We start from the raw sequence: 20,318 nt of genomic DNA on the forward strand, positions 1-20,318 counted from the left end.
ATTACCCAAAAATCCTTTCACTCCACTCACTTTTTTCGCTGCTAAACCAGCAGACACATTCTCAAACCGGCGCGAAGTAGAGTCCCTTCAAAGCAAGCGCCTTTGCAAAACATCCCTGTTTGGCCATTCGAGAGCATGATGATTTAGCGACAAAAAGTGAGAGTCGCAATGTAAAACCCAAATTGATCCACACTGTTCACGCTGGCTCTTCGATAAGTTTAGGTGGCACAGAACTTGTCGAACGCGGGTATCCATAAACGGGCATTGAATATCATTATTTTCATTGATCCAATCATGAGTAAATATTCAGGTATAATTCGAAGTCTGTTATTTTCATGTATTTGGGATTATTTGCAGGGAAAGCCCGTTCTCGTTGTTTTAGCTTTTAGCAACACTCAAAGCCACACTTTACACAGAGGGAGATAATGAACGACTTAATCGAAACCATGATTTCCTGTCCTTATTGCGGTGAACAAATTAGTGTCACTGTCGAAGTGCTGGATGAGAATCAGGAATATATTGAAGATTGTCAGGTATGTTGTCGGCCGATTATTTTTACTATAGGTTCTTCGATGGATGACTATCCTTCAATTTCGGTGCGCTCAGAAGATGAGACTTTTTAATGTTTTTCCACGAACGTCAACAATGAATCCCAGCGCTAACGACTAGCGGGATGACAAACCTATACTCTGTGCCTTAGCTTGATGCTGTTTTTAGCTCGTTGCTCGCAGCGAGATAATGATTTCCATCTTGACAGGCTGCTCCCATCCGGCAAAGATCGGCGCACTCAAATAATATCAATAATTTAATAAACACTATCGTCTGTGGCGATAGTGTGGGAACGCTTTTATGTTAACCAACCTTCCTCGTCTTTTATTATCTTGCGTTATCGGCTTGTTGTCCTGTCAGACTCTGGCGGCCGATTCGGTAGATTATATTGATCCTTTTATCGGTACTGGCCCTGATGGACATACCTTTCCCGGCGCGGTGGCGCCTTTTGGTATGGTGCAATTGAGTCCGGATACGCAAATTCGTACCGGTGGCGATAGTTACAAATGGTGTGCCGGTTATCTGTATACCGACACCACCATTCAGGGGTTTAGTCATACCCATTTTTCCGGTACTGGCCACAGTGATTTGGGCGATTTACTGTTAATGCCGATGAGCCATGAACCGCAACTGGAACCGGGGCCGGTGGAGCATCCGGAACAAGGTTATCGTTCCCGTTTTAGTCATGAACAGGAAAGTGCTAAAGCCGGTTATTATTCGGTTGAATTGCTGGATGAAAATATCAAAGCTGAACTCACTGCCACCGACAGAGTGGGCATGCACCGCTATACCTATCGGGATGTGGATAAAGGTTATGTGATTATGGATTTAACCACCTCCATTTATAACTTTGATCGCAAAGTATTGTGGAGTGATATTCAGCTTAGCCCCGATAAGCGCAGCCTGACGGTATTTCGTTCTACTAATGGCTGGGCCAAGTATCGCCCCATGTATTTTGCGATAGAATTTTCCCAGCCGATTGCCGAGGTAAAAATTTATAATGAGGATGATCACCATTATCGCAATCGTCCCGGTTATCGTCCCAGCAATACCGGCACCTTGATTAACAGCAATAGCAATACCGCCGGAAGTAAAGCGTTAAAAGCGGTGTTCCGCTTTGATCAGGTTGCCACGCAGCCATTGGAAATTAAAGTAGGGGGATCTTCTGTTAGTCGGGCAGGGGCCAAAGCCAATTTGGCTGCCGAAACCCCGGATTGGGATTTCGACAAGGTGGTTAAACAAACCCAGGATAAATGGCGCAAGGTGACCAACCAGTTTGACATTGAGGGTACCGGCAGCCAGAAGCGCCAGTTTTATACCGCGCTGTATCATGCCTATCAGGCGCCGTCTATTTATCAGGATGTAAACGGGCAATATCGCGGGGTGGATGGTGATGTACATCAGAGCGACAATTTTGTTAATTACACCACTTTTAGTTTGTGGGATACCTATCGGGCGTTACATCCGCTGCTAACGTTTTTAGAGCCTGAACGTACCGGTGATATGGTGCAATCCATGTTGGCCCATTATCAGCAAAGCCCCGATCAAATGCTGCCCATCTGGTCATTTCAGGGCAATGAAACCTGGACCATGATTGGTTATCACTCGGTGCCGGTGATTGTTGATGCTTATTTAAAAGGGATTAACAATTTCGATACCAAGCTGGCACTGGATGCCATGTTAAATACCTCTCAACACGGGTCTTACGATGGTCTGGATGATTATATGCAGCTTGGCTATGTACCAATGGATAAACAAGGCGAGTCGGTGTCCAAAACTATTGAAATGAGTGTGGATGATTTTGCCATTGCTCGTTTTGCCGAATCACTGGGAGACATAGCGGTTGCCAAACAGTATTACCAACGGGCTAAAAATTATCGCAACGTATTTGATTCCAGTATCGGTTTTGTGCGTGGCAAGGATAGCCACGGCAAGTGGGAAACTCCATTTGATCCGCAGGAAGCCAAACTCTATGGATCGTTTACCGAGGGCAACAGCTGGCAGTACAGTTTTGCTGCCCAGCACGACATCAAAGGCACGATTGAACTGATGGGCGGGGATGAAAAAGTCAGCGCCAAGCTGGATCAACTTTTTACTCAGCCACTGGATGCCGAGAAATTCAAGGAACATGAAGATATTGCCGGACTGATTGGCCAGTATGCTCATGGTAATGAGCCCAGCCATCATATTGCCTATTTATATAACTACACTGGCCAGCCGTGGAAAACCCAACAGCGTATCCGCCAGATAATGGATACCTTAGCATCAGATAAACCCGATGGACTCGCCGGAAATGATGACTTGGGGCAAATGTCGGCGTGGTATTTATTCTCCAGTATGGGCTTTTATCCGGTTACTCCCACCAGCTTAACCTATGTAATTGGCGCTCCGCAGCTGCCCAGTGTGGTGATGCATTTGCCCAATGGTAATAGTTGGCAAGTGGAGGCTAAAAATCTGAGTGAACAAAACATGTATATCGGCAGCATTGAACTTAATGGAGTGCCATTACGCCGCAGTTATTTGACTCATGCTGAAATCATGGGCGGTGGGAAACTGGTGATGACCATGCAGGCTGAACCTAACAAAAAATGGGCAACCGCTGTGCGCGATCGTCCGCAGATTCAGGCATTAACTGTGGGAATATAGTGTGGTCAATTGGTTAAATTAAATTTCCTTTATCTTCTTCCGGAGTATTATGCTCCGGAATATATATCCCCAGTTAGACTCAAGGGGAGAGTTCGTACTTCCTGTATTTGGCAATTCAAGAAAAAATATTCATATATTTAACAAATGGGTCATTAGTTTAACAAATTATTGACATTTGTATTTTTTAACACCTAAACTGCCACCGGTGGCAAATTTCCTAAGGGAAGTGTGGGTGTTATTTGCTACCGGTGGCAAGTGAATGACAGCTTTGCTGCTGATGAATGTTAAATATGATGAATTAAAATAAAAATGCCAGGAGAAAATCCGATATGAAAAGTTTTCAAATGAAGGCTTTGGTCGTTGCGATGGCGATGGCTTTACCGGTATATGCTCAGCAGTCTGATAGCGCCAAACTGCCTGTGCAAAATGATAGCGAAAAAGCCAAACCCGCCGTCGATGCAGACGGGAATCCGATAGACAATAAAAAAGCAGAAGATGAAGTCGAAGTAGTATTGGTCACTGGCGTCCGTCAGGCCGATTTGAAAGCGCGTGATCTGGAACGTGAAAAAGATGGGTTCAGTTCAGTCATCGCCACCGATGATATTGGTAACTTTGTCGATCAAAACGTAGCCGAGTCGTTACGCCGCTTGCCTGGTGTAACATTACAGCGCTCCGAAGGTGAGGGAAAATACGTCACAGTGCGCGGGCTTGGACCGGGCTTTGTATCCGTGAATATGAATGGCTCGGAAATGTCCGGTGTGGGTGATGATCGTAAAGTCGGTCTGGATGCCATTCCATCCGATTTATTAGGTTCAATTGAAGTATTAAAAACCCTCACGCCGGATCAGGATTTGAACTCCATTGGGGGAACGGTCAACGTCAAGGCCATTTCTGCTTATGACCGTGGCAAGTCCGGTCTTAAGTTCAAAATGCAGGACTCCTACAGCCAAAAGCGCGAGAAACACTCCCCCAAATTTAGTCTCGACGGCACCCAGTTTTTTCTAGATGAACGTCTGGGTATTGGCTTTGCGCTATCCAGTGAAGATCGAAAAACCATGGTGGATGAAACTCGTCATCATAGTTCCACCGAAATGCGTTTTTATCAGGCCGATATCGGTTTTGCCGATGATGATGCCATTGCCGCTGGCCCCGAAATTCTTGGCCCAACCCAACTGGAGTTGCGCCGTGAAGTGGCCAATCGTACTCGCAAGGCGGCGGCTATCAATGTGGAATTTAAGCCTGACGATACCAGTTACTACTACATCAAAGGTAATTAACCCCAGATCGGTTTAAGCAACAACCATAGTATTTCTCTCTACGTCAGTAATATTAAGGGATGGCTTATTCTCCTTTAGACAATAAGCCACTAACCCAGCCATCAAGTTGAGTGTAAAACCGTTCATGCTGCGATGTCTTGAGTGTTCAATGAAAGAAATATTCTTTAACTGATCATTAATCGTTTCGATGATAAAGCGTTTTGAGAGCATTGCTCTGTCCCATAATGACATGGCTTTTGCCTTCATGTTTTTACGTACTGTGGTGATAAGTTCGATACCTTTTTCGAATAAATTAGCGGCTAACGCTTGGCTTAAATATCCTTTATCGCCATACAATTTATCCAGCAATCCTTGTGCTAATTCTTCAACAGGCTTTGTGTCATGTACGTTACCAGTGGTGACTTTTGCCGCCACAATTTCCCCATGGTGATTGACGATTAAGTGAAGCTTAAACCCATAAAACCACCCCATTGTTCCTTTGCCTCTTTGAGCTATACCGTCGAAGGTTTTATGCCGGGGAATACGGATGTTGTGACAGACCTTCAGACTTGTCGAGTCAATAAATTCAATGCCTGTAGGCTTGCCCTTTAGCGTGCTGAAGTATGCGCACATGGGAACAATCGTTCGAGGCATCACTTCCAAAAAACGAGTGTAACTGAGTAACATCGGAAAGTCTTTTCGATAAAAAGCCTTAACATATCCCAAATAATAATTCTTAAAATCGCGATGATGTGACATGTGGAAACCAATGATTATCGTCATGATTTCGCTCATAGACAGGCGGCATTCACGTTGCCGTTTTCTAGTGCCATCTTCCAGTAATTGTTTTTGCCATTGGGGGATAAATACTCTGCAAAAATCATCGACATCACAAAATAATTCAACTAACTTCTTCATGCCTGTTCCTTGTTAAATTCGAATCGCTCTTGGTCGAAAGATCCGATCTTGGAACAGGCATTTAGTTCAATTTCTTATCCCGAGTTCGGGTTAATTATACCCAGTACGATGATGAGGATATTGCCTTACGCGAATTCTATGATTTTCAGGACGCAGGTTCGACAGGGGATGGTGAAATCGCCTATGTAAATGACCAGACTAAAGAATTTATCATCACAGATATCGATATTTTCCATCAGTACTTTATCCAGGGTGGTGATAACAAGACCAAAACCTTTAGCCTGGGAGGCGAAAACAAACTGGCCGATACCTGGACGCTGGATTATGAATATGCCCAGTCTCGTTCTGAAGATGTGTCCAACGGTGATCACCGGGTGCAGTTTCGCGAGCGGGATCTGATTGTTTACGGACAAGGCACCAAAGACAATATTATTGGCCGCGCTGTGACCCCGGAATACGCCGCTGAACTAGGTGGTTTTGCCTATGATCCTGATAACAGTATTTTTGGAACCTCAGGTAGTGGCGATGCCAGCGACTTGAATAACTGGGATTTTGACAATTTGTTTCTGGAAGACGGTACTCGCGTTGATGAAATCAAGAATGCCCAAATCAACTTGAAAAATGACTTCTATTACGAGCATTTAAGCTATGTCAAAGTCGGTGTCGCAATGTCAGAACGTACTCACGTGCGTAACAAGGATCGCTGGAGCTTTGATCCTTCTGCTGATGATTGCAGTGGTGATCAGGAATGTATCGATGTGGTTAATTCGGTGCATGCTGATTATGCTAGCGCTATCCCCTCGGGTAGCCGTTTTCAATATCCTTTTGTCGAAAAGGAAACGGTAGATTACATGTCCCGCATTGGTCGGCAAACTACTGAAAGCGCCACCAATGGTGAAGTGTCGGTGGATAGTACCAAAGAAGATTATACCCTGACCGAAGATACTAAAGCAGCTTATGTGATGGCAGAAATGCCAGTCAATGACGATTTAACTATGATTGCAGGTGTGCGTTGGGTGGAAACCGAATTTGCTTCTGACGGCTTCCTGTCATTGGAAAACGACGACTTCGAGTTTAATGGAGCCGGAGCCGGTAGTCTGGATATTGCCGTGCCGTTACCGGAAGCGTCGATTAAATACAGTGAATATTTCCCTAGCGTGCATCTGCGTTATGAGCCTACAGCGGATATTCTGGTCAGGGGAGCTATCTGGACCAGTTTTACCCGCCCGTCATTTAAACAGGCGCGCGGCTTTGCCAAATTTGATAACGATATTGAGTTATGTCCACCCGATAGTGACAACTGTGATGATGCCCAAGGCGGCGCCAATGTTCGTCAATTGCAGGATTATATTTTAGGCTCCAACAATACGCTGGATGTGGGGAACCCCAATCTGCTGGCGATGACCTCAGTTAACTATGACGCTTCGATTGGCTGGTATCCCAGCAAAGATTTATTTATGGAAGCGGCGATATTTTACAAGGATATCGATAACTTCATCGTCGATGTGAGTGGTATCACCATGTCTATTGATGATTTGCCACTTTCCTTGCCAATTGATCAGGTGACCGAATTTGTTATACCCCATGACTTGGTATTGAACAGCGTCAACATCACCCTTAACGGTAAAAAAGCCACTGTATTGGGTATGGAGCTGAGCTATAACCAGTATTTTGAAAATGGCCTGTTTGTACAAAGTAACCTGACCTTGCTGGATAGCGAAGCCGAGCTGGATCCGACCATTCGTGCTGAAAAAGTGGCATTGCCGGATCAGGCTGACACCACCTTTAACCTGACGGTGGGCTGGGAAAATGAAGACTTTTCTGCTCGTCTGATTGGAAATTATCGTTCAGATATTCTCGAAGAAGTCGGCGCTTGCCCTGAAGGCGTCAGCGCATCAGAGGTGAAGTCCTGCAAAACCTGGTCAGACCGTTATCAGGACGCCATCAAAACCCTCGATTTTAAAGCCAAATATAAAGTCAATGGTCAATTGTCTGTTTACTTTGATGCTATCAACCTGACGGACGAAATCGATTTGCGTTACTTCGAAGGTAATCAGATGAGCGGCGGCAATATTCTTTATCAACGCGAAGAATATGGCAGAACTTTTCAGGTTGGACTGGATTACAAGTTTTACTGATTGGCAACAGTTGGTAGACCACGTGAATGAATATCTATGTTTAAAGTTGACAAGTAACCGGAGCCGAACGGTGATGATGGCGACAGATAGCCGGTTACCAATAATTTCTCATCCTTGGGAGGGTGATTATGAATTATAAAAATAATATTGCGCTCAGTGCAGTTGCTGCCATAGTGCTAGCAGGCTGCGGAGCTGAAAGTACGACCAATGTCAAAGAGTTACCCGCACCTGCGTTAACAGGTCAGTTTGTAGATAGTCCGGTTTCGGGACTGAGTTACAGTTCGGAATCTTTTCCTGATGGCACCACTGATGCTAATGGCGAATATCAGTATTTCCGTGGTGATCTAATTACCTTTTCTATTGGTGAATTTAAATTTCCGGCGGTGCCAGCATCGAGCATTTTAACTCCGCTGGATATGTTTAAGGCAGATACGCCCTTTAATCAACCGGTGGTTAATACGTTGCGCTTGTTACAAGCTCTGGATGTGGATGCTAATCCGGATAATGGCATCGAAATCAGTGCCAATGCTGCGGGTGCGGCTATGATGACCTTAACCGAAGGACAAACGGTCGAAGATTTTTTTAATCGCCCCGCGTCTGAATTTGCCGCCGATGTGGAGCCCTGGTTAGCAGCGGCTGGTGCCGGCAGTAATACGCTTGCTCCGTTTGATAGTGCGCTGGAACATTTCGTGACCTATCTGGAACAGGAATTCGGTACGCTGTTTTCCAATACTTTCGATATTTCCCAATTTAACGGGACTGTCTATAACCCCTATCTGAGTGGTAGCACTGCTTTGATGGACAGCTTTAATTTTACTCCGGCCGACGCCACCGAGACCAGTGGTAGTTATACCCATACAGTCGACGGTGTTGAAATCAGCGGTAGTTATGAGTTTCAGTTTGGTCGACGTGCATTACTGCTAACCAGCGAAACTGATGCAACTTATATTATCGCTCGTTCTTATAATACGGTTAATCAGGTGTACAGCTTGTGTATGACCGATGCATCTGTCGGGTTGGCCACCGCTGTTGCCCGTTGTGATGCTAATGATGATGACAAAGAAAATTTGCTGGTTTTATCTGAAGCGCAGGCACAAGCCGAACTGGTAGCGCTGACCGATAAAGCTAATACGGTTGAGCCAGCATTGCTGGAAGAATTTGATACCGATACTGATACCTTTTTCACATCGGGTTACAAGCGTTTGACCGACGATCCCAATAGCGGTGCCCTGTTTAAGAAAACCGGTGGCAGCCCGATTATTGATGCGACTACCGGCCAGTTAACCTTGTCAGGAGCTCGTTTCAGTATTGGTAATGCAGCAGTTAATCCAGACAAAGAAACCTCATCCAGTGATACTTATGGCACCGGTATTTATAACATCAGTGAAGGTTTTACCATCAGTTTTGACGTGGTTTCGCATAATAGCGGTGGTTCGTTGTCACTGTATGTGGATAACAACACCACTAGTCAGGGGAATTCCGTACATGGTGATGCCTCCAAGTTCTACGGCTTTTCAATTAATGATGAAAACCTGCCACAAGGCCAGCGCTTTAGTTATACCTATATTCCCGGTGAAGATGTAGTCACCGGGCCTGATTTAAGCTCGCCCGATGCGCGTGGTGTGCTGGATGCCAGTGTGACCAACTCCTTCTTCCAATTGCGTACCGACAGCAGCGGCACTATTGTTATCGATAATCTTAAAATTGAAACGGTCGCAGATGCGGTTGATTTGGAAGAGCCCACCGAGCCGGAAGAACCCGAAGAGCCGGAAGTACCGACTATTCCACGAGTAAATTTGCCGACTACCACTAACTATATTGGCGTAACGGAAGATATTTTCTCCACTGCCTATCAGTCGTTAATTGATTCAACAGGATCAGAAGTGCCGTTGTACAACCGTACCGGTGGCTCGGTTACAGTGGTGGCAGATGGGTTAGAAATTGATAGCGGTCGTTTTACTATTGGTCATTCTACTCCCGAAGTGGATACAACAGATCAAGACACCAGCGCCACCGGGGTGTTCGATTTAAGCCGTCCGTACAATGTGGTGATGGATATTGTGTCGGTGAATGACCCTGATGGTGACAACAATTTCCAGATCTATGTGGATAACAGCACCAGTAGCAGTTCCAAATCCATGCATGGTGGTGACTCAAAATTTTATAGTGAGTTAATTAATACCCTGACACCGGGAACCACTTTAACGGTGCCGGGACTGGTGGCGACCAAGAATTCCTTTATTCAGTTACGTACCGAAAGTGGTGGTACGGTGGTGATTAATAATCTACGAATCGAATATATCAACGAAAATATTCTGGCTGAGGAAATGTTTGAAACCACCGTTGAATTGTTATTCAGCCCCGATTACAAAGCGATCCCGGGTAATGATACTGTGCCTATGTTCAGTATTACTGGAGGTGGTAGCGGCTTAAGTATTGCCGATGGCAAGTTGACCATGGACAGTGCCCGTTTTACCTGGGGAAACACCACACCTGACGTTGAAAGTTCGGCCGATGACACGGTGACAACCGGCATCTTTGATTTAAGTAAGCCCTACAAGGTTATTTTTGATGTGGTCGCTATTGATGATGCTGAAGGGAATAACAACCTCCAGATTTATGTGGATAACAACAGCAGTAGCAGCTCCAAGTCTATTCATGGTGGTGACTCAAAATTTTATTCGACGCAAATTCTGGATTTAACTCCGGGACAAACCGTTACGGTAGAAGGCTTGTTAGCCACTGAAACTTCGTTTTTGCAATTACGCACAGAAAGCGGCGGTGTGGTAACAATTGATAATCTGCGGATTGAATACATTGAAACCAATTTAGTCTTGCAGGAGGCCTTTGATACTACGGTAGAAGCGTTTTTTACACCGGAATACAGTGCCTTAGCGACTGATGAAACTATTCCCATGTATAGCGTTACCGGTGGTGGTAGTGGGATTACTATTACTGATGGTCAAATTACTTTAGACAGTGCCCGTTTTACTGTGGGTAACAGTACCCCCGATGTTGAAAGTTCCGCTGATGATACCGTGACAAGTGGCGTATTGGATCTGAGTCGTCCTTATACCGTTAGCTTTGATGTCGTCGCGGTAGACGATGCGGAAGGCAATAACGGTTTCCAAATTTATGTGGATAACAATACCAGCAGTAGTTCCAAGTCTATTCATGGTGGTGACTCGAAATTTTATTCATCACCCATTCTGGATTTAACCCCGGGACAAAGGGTGACAGTTGAGGGCTTAGTTGCCACTGAAACCTCGTTCTTACAATTACGTACTGAAAGCGGTGGCATTGTCACTATTGATAATCTGCGGATTGAGTATGCTGAAGATGATAGCACCGGCAGTAATGAGCAGTCGGTATTGTATGCTGGGAGTGGGTTTGCCGGATATAACTTTGATGTGACCGGTGGCGCCAATGGCATGACGGTGACAGTCGATACGGGAACCAAATTAAATGCGGCTCTGGAACAGGCAAAGTCAGCTAATTTACCGGTCACTATCTATGTAGATGGCACTATTACCGATGCAAACAGTGGCGGCAGTGGTCGCTCTATCGATATTAAAGATATGGACAATGTGTCGATTATTGGCGTAGCGGATCGTGGCGAATTTGATGGTATTGGTATTGCCATTCGCCGTGCCAATAACATTATTATCCAAAATCTGAAGATCCATCATGTATTAACCGGTGGTAAGGATGCGATCTCTATTGAAGGCGATAATGATGGCTCTACCACTGAAAATATCTGGATTGATCACAATGAGTTGTATAGCACGCTGGATGTGGATAAGGACTATTATGATGGATTGATCGACAGTAAATCCGGTGCCAAGAATATCACTATTTCTTACAACTATTTGCATGATCACTGGAAAGCCTCGTTACACGGTCATACCGAAGATGATTCGGCCAGTAGCAACACAGATCGGAACATTACTTTCCACCACAACCGCTTTGAGAATATTGAATCGCGTTTGCCGCTGTTCCGCTACGGTCATGGGCATTTGTACAATAACTATTACAACAACATTCACTCTACTGCGATTAATTCACGGATTGGGGCTGAATTATTGATAGAAAATAATGTATTTGAAAATACTCAAAACCCGATAGTTTCGTTTTATTCAGATGTGATTGGCTATTGGAATACCAGTGGTAACCTGTTTGGTAGCGGCGTGACCTGGACAACTCCTGAAGGCACCGATGTATCTGCTGGAGCAGAGGCAACCGCTACCAGCAGTTATGTGGTGCCGTACAGTTACGCTCTTGAAGCCGTTGATAGCGTAAAAGCGAATGTCATTGCCTTGTCGGGGGTGGGAAAAGTGGATCAGTCAGGCTTGACGATTCCTGCCATCGAAGATGAAATCACGACACCATCTGAACCGGCAGTAGCGGCTGATGTGACACTACCTTTTGAAGAAGACTTTTCAGCTTCTGATTCAGACCAATTTTTTACTGTCAGTTACAAAGCGATACCGGATGACACCAGTACGGCACTTTATTCAGTAACCGGTGGTGGTAGTGGGATTAGTATCAGCAATGGTGAGCTCAGTTTAACCAGTGCACGTTTTACCTTGGGCAATAGCCAGCCTGAGGTTGATAGTGCCGATAGTGACACTCAAAGTGTCGGGGTGTTTGATTTGAGTAAGTCCTATCAAATTGTGATGGATATTGTTTCGGTCAGCGACCCGGACGGAGATAATAATTTGCAAGTTTATGTGGATAACAACACCAGTAGCAGTGGTAAATCTATGCATGGTAGCGCATCCAAATTCTATGAAGAGTTAATTACTTCGCTTGCACCGGGGACGATAACCATTGAAGGATTGGTGGCGACGGCTAACTCATTCCTGCAAATTCGTACTGAAAGTGGTGGTACGGTGGTCATTGATAATCTGCGGATTGAATATACTGAATAGTGTGTTAATTAATGTCCAAGCCGTCTTCGTTGGCGGCTTTTTTATAGCGCCTGAAAGGCAACCACATAGTATCCCGGCATAAGAACGCTATCTATCTGAGTGTAGACTTTAAAACGTTTAGTCCCGTTGTATTTTGTGCGTAAATTGACGTCGATTGAAATAAAGCCATCGCCTGTTTCCTGGGCGGACGAGACTGCCAGCTCCCATTGCCTTTCGACGACATTGGCATAATTTTCATCCGGGTAGACAGTTTTCCACCAGGTGTTTTTATCAGGGATATCGGTTAATTCCCATCCGATCACCACAGAAAACGCCTGATTGAGAAATACCAGCGGGAAATTGAGGTCGTTCGGCAATTCTTTGGTGACAGCGATGGGAATAGGCAGCATATTCAAAAACACTTCGGGAATATTTTTATTTTCCATCCGAAATCCAGCTTGGTTGCACGATTAACAACCAGTGTGCCATGTGAAAGTTATAGCGTCTACAGATGCTTGGCTGTCAGCAAAATGCAAAGCGGTTAATCATGCAAGGCTCCAGTTCCACATTTTTATTGTATTGTTGTTTTGTTTAATTTCAAATAAATCAAGATGATAAGTGGATAAATTATTAAAAATTTCTAGTATTAAACTCACTTAGCTAAGTAAACTGTCGATATAGTTGATTCCGGTTTCCCTTAATACGTGAGCAACTAAAGTATGCTTAATTTGTTAAACAGAGAATGACCTACAGGTGTGCAGACTAATGTGTAAAAAGTTAATTTTGACTGGATTTTATACGGTGTTGATGTTGGCATCGAACTCCCTTTTAGCAAAGGTATTGTGGCAGGATTTTAGTGTGACTTATCTGTCAGGTCAGAACTATGAAATAGGCGATCCTGACCGGCAGGTGATAACGCTGGAACATGTTGCTGGTACAAACTGGGGTGACAGTTTTATGTTTCTCGATCATCTTCGCTCCAGCAATGGCGAGCGTTCCAACTATGCCGAATGGTCTCCCCGGATCAGCTTATGTAAAACCGGTATTAGCTGTATTTCCAACGCTTTTATTAAAGATGTACTGATTGCCAGTACGGTAGAAATGTCTAGCGCCTCGACTGATTTTTTGTATGGTGTGGGATTCGATCTGAATATTCCTAAATTCCAGTTTGTGCAGTTGAACTTTTATCGTCGTAATAATGATAACAACGAGGATAACTGGCAAGTCACCAGTGCTTGGGCGTTGCCCTTTGAAATCGCAGATCAGCCTTTTCGTTACGATGGTTTTATTGATTGGTTTAACAGCACTGATGATCAGCGCAGCTCGTTTAATTGGACGTCGCAACTAAAATGGTCAGCCAGTAAATGGTTGGGTTTATCAAGCCCGCTGTATTTTGGCATTGAATATGTCTTTTGGCGCAACAAATATGGCATTGCGAATAGCGCGCAATTCGATACCAATGAATCCAACGTAAACTTGCTGGTTAAGTGGCACTTCTAATAAATTCCTGATTGAAAGGACACGTAGATGAACAATCTGTCGATTAAATTCCGTATTTTACTGTTAGCCGCTATACCGACGCTATTGTTGGCGGTAGTGATGACCATCTTGGCGATAAACAATGCATCAAGCATTGTAGAAAATAGTCTGGCGCAGCAAAAGCAGTCTCTGTATCAAGCCAAGCGGACCCAATTAGACGAGTTATTGCATATGGCGATAACGGCGGGTTCGGTGGCTCAAAATGAAGATGAACTGAAGAACATATTGCGCACTATCCGTTATGAAGGGGGTAAAAATTACTTTTTTGTTTATGACACGTCAGGCGTGCAAATTGTCAGTGCCGATAATACCGAGCGTGAAGGTAAAAATTTCTATAATAGCCGTTCTCCTGAAGGGCGCTATTTAGTACAGGAGTATATTGCCGCTGCTCGCAAAGGTGGCGATTATGTCGAATATAACTGGCCCAAAGCCGGCTCCACAGTGCCGAGTCCTAAAATGGCAAAAGCCATTATGTTTCCCGGTAAAGATTGGGTAATAGCCACCGGTTTTTATATTGACGATCTGGAGAAAAACCTTGCAGAGTTGGACGAAAAACTGCAATCGAGTACCAATAAAAGTGTGATCACAACGGTGATAATCGCCATTGTATTGTTGGCAGTTGCGTTAGCATTGGGCGTTGTGTTGTCGGCAAGCATATTGCGACCCATTAACGGTGCCGTTGAAGCAATGCAGGATATTGCCAGTGGTGAGGGCGATTTAAGCCGAAGACTGGATGAAAACGCGGCTGAAGAGATTCAGGCCCTGGCGAAGGCATTTAATACCTTCGCGCAAAAAGTAGCGGATTTGGTTAACAATGTCCGTAACTCTATTACCACTATGGCGAACTCCAGCGAAGAACTGACCTTATTAATGACCCAGACCGATGATGGCGTTAAACGCCAGCATGTTGAAGGCGATATGGTGGCGGTTGCCATGAACGAAATGTCGGCGGCGGCGCAGGAAGTGGCGACCAGTGCCGGAAATGCGGCAAATGAAACCGCTGAAGTAGAAAAACAGGTGGATAGCGCGGCCAAACGGTTAGATGGAGCGATTTCGGTTATTTCTGGTCTGGAACAAAAAGTGAATGCCGGTGTTGAGGTTATTTCTCGTGTGGGTGAAGAATCCAAGAATATTGGAGGCGTGCTGGAAGTCATTAGTGGTATTGCTGAACAAACCAATTTACTGGCATTAAACGCGGCCATTGAAGCAGCACGTGCCGGTGAACAAGGACGTGGTTTTGCGGTAGTGGCCGATGAAGTTCGCACATTGGCGGCCAAAACCGCAGCCAGTACCGGTGAAATAAATCAAATGATAGCGCGTTTACAAAACGGTTCTAGCGAAGCGGTAGACGCTATTAGTTCGATTCGTGAAGGTAGCGAAGAAACGGTAATGCATACCAAAGAAGTGGATACCGCGTTGAAAGAAATCCATCAGGCGGTGATGACCATTAATGACATGAACAGCCAAATTGCGACAGCAGCCGAAGAGCAAACCTCGGTGTCGGAATCTATCAATGAAAATCTGCATACTATCGTGAGTATTGCTGAAGAGACGGCGAATAGCACCGAGGCTGCTCGTGGCATTTCTGAAGATCTGAATAAATTGGCCGCAGAACTGGACAGCCTGGTTGGGCAATATAAAACCTGATCAGTCGTTCATGCTAACTTGCTAAATGGTGCGTTTTTCGAAGCAACGCTCGTTTCTCAAGTTAGCATGATGCTTGCACTTTTATCTTCCCCTTGCTGCACAATAAATGTGCAATTCTGTTATTTCCCTTATTTAACAAACTGTTAACCACTTTCTGGTAAATGAGTGCTGGTGCGGGTTTCTGTTGTCATATCAGTGTCTTATTGCTGTAGCAAAACTATTACTTTCAACTGGCATGTTTACTGCTCATACTAAATGATTGGTTTCTAACCGAAGTGGATCTGTATGGCTCTAGACAAATTACTGTACTTACAAGGGGTGGGCGCGGAGTTTATTGATTGTTTCGGCCGAACAGTAATTATTCCTGAAGATGACCGCAGAGGTATTCTGCAAACCATGTGTGCTGATCAGGTTGAGCAGCCTGAACAGCTATTTACGCCGGAATTTATCCAGCATCGTAATTATGTTTTAGATGCTGCTGGCTGGAAAGATCCCTTGCCCGACTTTCAATGGTGTTATGTTGATGATCTGCGTCTGAATTTGTATTTGCCAGCGGATATACATACGGACATAGCGCTATGTATCACTACCGAGCAAGGACAGACGATTGACGTGCATCCACGGATGGAGCAGCTACGCCAGGTCGGTGACTATCGTATCGATGAAAACAGTTATTTTCACTATCAAGTCTTGCTGGCAGAACAGCTTGATGACCAGCAATTATCTACTTTAGCGATGGGCTATCATCGGCTGGAGACCCGTTTTAGTAATGAGTCTTTAGTTGCCAGCCATGGTCAATGGATGGTCGTTCCGCGGCAGGTCTATCAACCCGCCATCGATAGGGATGAGTCAGTACGTTGCTGGGGAGTGAATATTCAACTCTACGCCCTGCGCAGTCAGTCGCCATGGAAAATCGGTGACTTTGGTGACCTGAATGATGTCATTAACTGGATTGCAGCCGAAGGAGCCGACTTTATTTTGCTCAATCCGTTACATGCGTTAAATATTAGTGCTGCCGAAGATGCCAGCCCTTATAGCCCTTGTGATCGACGCAGAATGAATCCGCTGTATATTCAAATAGAGCAACTTCCTGAATATAAGGCCTTGTCGGTTAAGCCTCTGACGTTAGTGAGTGAGCCGTCAAGCCAAGATCCGGATAAGGATAATTGGTTAGATTACACGGCTATTCATCAGCACAAGTATCAAATTTTTATTCAGTTGTATCAGATTTTTTGTGCCCAGCATTTAGCCAAAAATACTGCCAGAGCAAAGGAGTTTAAGCGTTTCGTTAAACAGCAGGGGGCCAGTTTACAAGACTTTGCCAGAAATGAAGCAGCGCTTTGTGCGGCCACATTAGCTCAGCCTGACGAATTTTTTGTTTTTCTGCAATTTGTGGCGGAGCAGCAGTTTTCCCAATGTCAGCAAAATGCGAAAAAGCGTGGTATGAGCATCGGCATTATTCGAGATTTGGCAGTCGGGGCCGTGTCAGAGGGCGAAGAAGTGACTGCCAATGCCGAACAATTCTGTTTATCAGCCAGTATTGGTGCACCACCGGATCCGTTTGCTCCACAAGGACAAAACTGGCAATTGACCCCACTTGATCCGGTTAAGTTAAAGCAACATCAGTATCAGCATTTTATCCAGCTGATTCGAGCCAATATGCGGCACTGTGGTGCCTTAAGAATGGATCATATTATGTCGCTAATGCGGCTTTGGTGGTGGCCAAAAGATGACACCCTTGGTAACGGTGCCTACGTTTATTATCCTTTTGACACCCTGTTAGCGATTTTATGTCTGGAAAGCCATCGTTCACGCTGTTTAATCATTGGTGAAGATTTGGGCGTGGTGCCTCCAGAAATCGTCTCGCGCCTTTATGACGCCGGGATTATTTCCAATGAGCTGTTTTATTTTTGCAAACATGAGCAGGGTTTTAAGTCACCCGAACAGTATAAAAGCCAAAGCCTGATGATGTTGACCAATCACGATGTGCCTACACTAGCGGCATGGTGGCGGGGTTTTGATCTGACGTTAAGGCATCAATTAGCCTTATTAACCAGTCAGGAGCTAAGTGACGCTCAGCACGAGCGACAACAGGAAAAGCAGCAAGTCATTGAGTTATTGATCGAGCAAAAGGCAATCGCGCAGGACAGCGACATGGAAAATATTGATTTTATGACGTTGGTACCCGCATTGGCTGCGGTGGTTGCTAGTGGCAATGCCAGATTATTTAGTATTCCGCTCAGTGATTTAATAGGGGATGAATATCCGGTTAATATTCCCGGCACCTGGAAAGAGTACCCTAATTGGCGACGTCGTCATTTACTGACGATTGAACAGTGCGCCAAAAATAAAAACATTAATTATGTACTAGGCCAAATTGCCAAGCAGCGTCCCAATTTGCGAACGCGAGCGCCTGTATCGTTGGATGGTAACGTGACGTCGTCATCCACTCCTCATCATTCTAAACGTCATGGATAAGCGTATGTTAGAGCAACAAGACAGGTTCATGAGTCAGGATCAGCAACAGGCGTTACTCAAAGGTGAGTATACCGATGTGTTTGGTTTGTTAGGGATGCATCAGATTGATCAAGGAAAATCGCTGTTAGTACGCTGTTATTTACCCAATGCCCAACAGGTAGAGGTGATTGATTACAAAACCGGTAAGAAAGTGGCCGGTTTACAGTGCCTGAACTCCGGCGGATTATTTGTCGGTAACATGGGGCGCAGGGTTAAGCCTTTTCGTTATCAATTAAGGGTGCATTACCCGCAAGCCGAAGTGGACATTTTGGATCCTTATCAATTTAGTTCGTTATTAAACAGTGATGATCTGTATTTGTTAGGAGAAGGGCGCCAGCAGCAAGCCGATAAATTTTTAGGCGCTAACTGGCATGAATATGACGGGATCAGCGGGGTTAATTTTTGTGTTTGGGCACCGAATGCCAAACGGGTTTCCGTTAAGGGGGACTTCAATCATTGGGATGGCACACGTCATGTGATGCGCCATCATCCTGCTAATGGATTGTGGGAACTGTTTTTGCCAGAGGCGCAAGCTGGGCAGCACTACAAGTTTGAAGTGTTAACCCAATCCGGTGAATACTTACAAAAATCCGATCCCTACGCCAAAAGTATGCAATGTGCGCCGGACAATGCCTCTATTATTGCTGAGCAAACCGGCTATCAGTGGCAGGATCACTCTTGGTTGGCTGAACGGGCTAAGCGTCAGTGGCACAGACAACCAATGTCTATTTATGAAGTGCATTTAGGTTCGTGGCGACGCAAAGGCTGGCAGGGTGAGCACTATCTGGATTATCAGCAACTCATCGATGAATTATTGCCTTACGTACTGGAAATGGGCTTCACTCATCTGCAATTAATGCCGATTAGTGAATATCCTTTTGATGGTTCGTGGGGGTATCAACCTGTTGGTTTGTATGCGCCAACTTACCGTTTTGGCTCCGCCAGTGGGCTGAAAAAATTTGTCGATGCGTGTCATCAAGTTAATATCGCCGTGCTACTTGATTGGGTACCTGCTCATTTTCCCAGTGATCCCCACGGATTAACTCAATTCGATGGTACGCATTTGTATGAACACGCCGATCCGCGTTTAGGCACCCATCCAGACTGGAATACCCTGATTTACAATTATGGTCGAGGCGAGGTGCGTAGCTTCTTGCTCAGTAACGCCAGCTATTGGTTGCGCGAATTTCATTTTGACGGATTGCGTCTCGATGCGGTGTCATCGATGTTGTATCTCGATTACAGCCGTAAGCCAGATCAGTGGTTACCCAATATTTACGGTGGTCGTGAAAATCTGCAAGCAATTGATTTTTTAAAAGATTTAAACAGTCGAATGTACCAGAGCCATCCCGGTATTTGTATGATTGCTGAAGAATCAACCGCTTGGCCCGGTGTTACTGGACAGGTGGATAACAACGGACTGGGATTTGGTTTTAAATGGAATATGGGCTGGATGAATGACAGCCTTAGTTATCTCCGGCGTGATCCGGTGCACCGTCGTTTTCATCATCACGAATTAACCTTTGGTTTGGTGTATAGCTATACCGAACAGTTTATTTTGTCCTTAAGCCATGACGAAGTGGTGCACGGTAAAGGTTCACTGGTGAATAAAATTCCCGGTGATGACTGGCAAAAATTCGCGACGTTACGCAGTTATTTAGGCTTTATGTGGGGGCATCCCGGTAAAAAATTATTGTTTATGGGTAATGAATTTGCCCAGCGCAATGAATGGTGCCATGACCGCAGTCTGGATTGGCACTTGCTGCAATATCACTCCCATCAGGGCATTCAGCAGTGGGTCAAGGATCTAAACCAGTTGTATGTTAATGCTCCGGCTTTATTTGTAACTGATCATCAGCCTGCAGGGTTTGCCTGGCTGGATTGTGATAATGCTGACATTAGTGTGTTTGTGTTTATTCGCTACGCCGAGGATCGGGATCAACATCTTATTTTTGTGGTCAATATGACGCCAGAAGTCCATCAACAGTTCAGGATTGGTGTGCCCCATCGTGGTCGTTATAGAGAACGTTTAAATAGTGATAGCGAATATTATGGCGGTAGTAATGTTGGTAATAGTGGTCTGTTGGAAGTGTCCTCAGCGGCCTATCAGAACATGCCATTTAGCTGTTTGGTAACGGTTCCACCCTTAGGCTGTCTGGTGTTGGAACCGGAATTAATTACAGATAAGGGGAAATAAC

General features: G+C 45.0%; 10 protein-coding genes and 1 pseudogene. 9 read left to right on the plus strand and 2 right to left on the minus strand.

Features of this window, described 5'->3' with window-relative positions:
- Window positions 1-425: 425 nt before the first annotated feature.
- From ACTD55_RS01340 to ACTD55_RS01350, 3 genes and pseudogenes are all read left to right on the plus strand, one after another.
- Window positions 426-623: a CPXCG motif-containing cysteine-rich protein gene (locus ACTD55_RS01340; protein WP_438862499.1), complete on the plus strand. Its 198-nt coding sequence runs from the start codon at window positions 426-428 to the stop codon at window positions 621-623.
- 226 nt (window positions 624-849) lie between these two features.
- Window positions 850-3,195 (plus strand): GH92 family glycosyl hydrolase, encoded by a 2,346-nt coding sequence (locus ACTD55_RS01345; protein ID WP_438862500.1) that lies wholly within the window; start codon window positions 850-852, stop codon window positions 3,193-3,195.
- A gap of 329 nt (window positions 3,196-3,524) precedes the next feature.
- Window positions 3,525-4,469 (plus strand): annotated as a pseudogene (locus tag ACTD55_RS01350) (TonB-dependent receptor plug domain-containing protein); the annotation flags it as partial.
- A 15-nt stretch (window positions 4,470-4,484) separates the two neighbouring features.
- Here ACTD55_RS01350 and ACTD55_RS01355 read toward each other — a convergent pair.
- Window positions 4,485-5,369 carry an IS982 family transposase gene (locus tag ACTD55_RS01355; protein WP_438862501.1) on the minus strand — a complete coding sequence of 295 codons (885 nt, stop codon included), beginning with the start codon at window positions 5,367-5,369 and terminating at the stop codon, window positions 4,485-4,487.
- Window positions 5,370-5,743: 374 nt separating this feature from the next.
- Here ACTD55_RS01355 and ACTD55_RS01360 point away from each other — a divergent pair, with 374 nt between their 5' ends.
- Both ACTD55_RS01360 and ACTD55_RS01365 read left to right on the plus strand, forming a co-directional pair.
- A complete protein-coding gene (locus tag ACTD55_RS01360) occupies window positions 5,744-7,507 on the plus strand; it encodes a TonB-dependent receptor domain-containing protein (protein ID WP_438862502.1) in 1,764 nt (587 codons plus the stop codon).
- 128 nt (window positions 7,508-7,635) lie between these two features.
- Window positions 7,636-12,438, plus strand: coding sequence for a pectate lyase family protein (locus ACTD55_RS01365; RefSeq protein ID WP_438862503.1), 4,803 nt, complete (start codon window positions 7,636-7,638; stop codon window positions 12,436-12,438).
- 41 nt (window positions 12,439-12,479) lie between these two features.
- Here the strand turns inward: ACTD55_RS01365 and ACTD55_RS01370 are convergent, their stop codons facing one another.
- Window positions 12,480-12,863: a hypothetical protein gene (locus tag ACTD55_RS01370; protein ID WP_438862504.1), complete on the minus strand. Its 384-nt coding sequence runs from the start codon at window positions 12,861-12,863 to the stop codon at window positions 12,480-12,482.
- A 319-nt stretch (window positions 12,864-13,182) separates the two neighbouring features.
- Between ACTD55_RS01370 and ACTD55_RS01375 the strand changes: the two genes are divergently transcribed.
- The 4 genes from ACTD55_RS01375 to glgB all read left to right on the plus strand — a co-directional run bounded on the left by ACTD55_RS01375 (window position 13,183) and on the right by glgB (window position 20,317).
- Window positions 13,183-13,917 carry a DUF5020 family protein gene (locus tag ACTD55_RS01375; protein ID WP_438862505.1) on the plus strand — a complete coding sequence of 245 codons (735 nt, stop codon included), beginning with the start codon at window positions 13,183-13,185 and terminating at the stop codon, window positions 13,915-13,917.
- 27 nt (window positions 13,918-13,944) lie between these two features.
- Window positions 13,945-15,603: a methyl-accepting chemotaxis protein gene (locus ACTD55_RS01380; protein ID WP_438862506.1), complete on the plus strand. Its 1,659-nt coding sequence runs from the start codon at window positions 13,945-13,947 to the stop codon at window positions 15,601-15,603.
- A 285-nt stretch (window positions 15,604-15,888) separates the two neighbouring features.
- A complete protein-coding gene (gene malQ / locus ACTD55_RS01385) occupies window positions 15,889-18,081 on the plus strand; it encodes a 4-alpha-glucanotransferase (RefSeq protein ID WP_438862507.1) in 2,193 nt (730 codons plus the stop codon).
- Between the two features lie 4 nt (window positions 18,082-18,085).
- Window positions 18,086-20,317: a 1,4-alpha-glucan branching protein GlgB gene (gene glgB / locus ACTD55_RS01390; RefSeq protein ID WP_438862508.1), complete on the plus strand. Its 2,232-nt coding sequence runs from the start codon at window positions 18,086-18,088 to the stop codon at window positions 20,315-20,317.
- The last annotated feature ends 1 nt before the right edge of the window (window position 20,318 follow it).

Source organism: Neptunicella sp. (assembly GCF_048268085.1).
GTDB lineage: Bacteria > Pseudomonadota > Gammaproteobacteria > Enterobacterales > Alteromonadaceae > Neptunicella.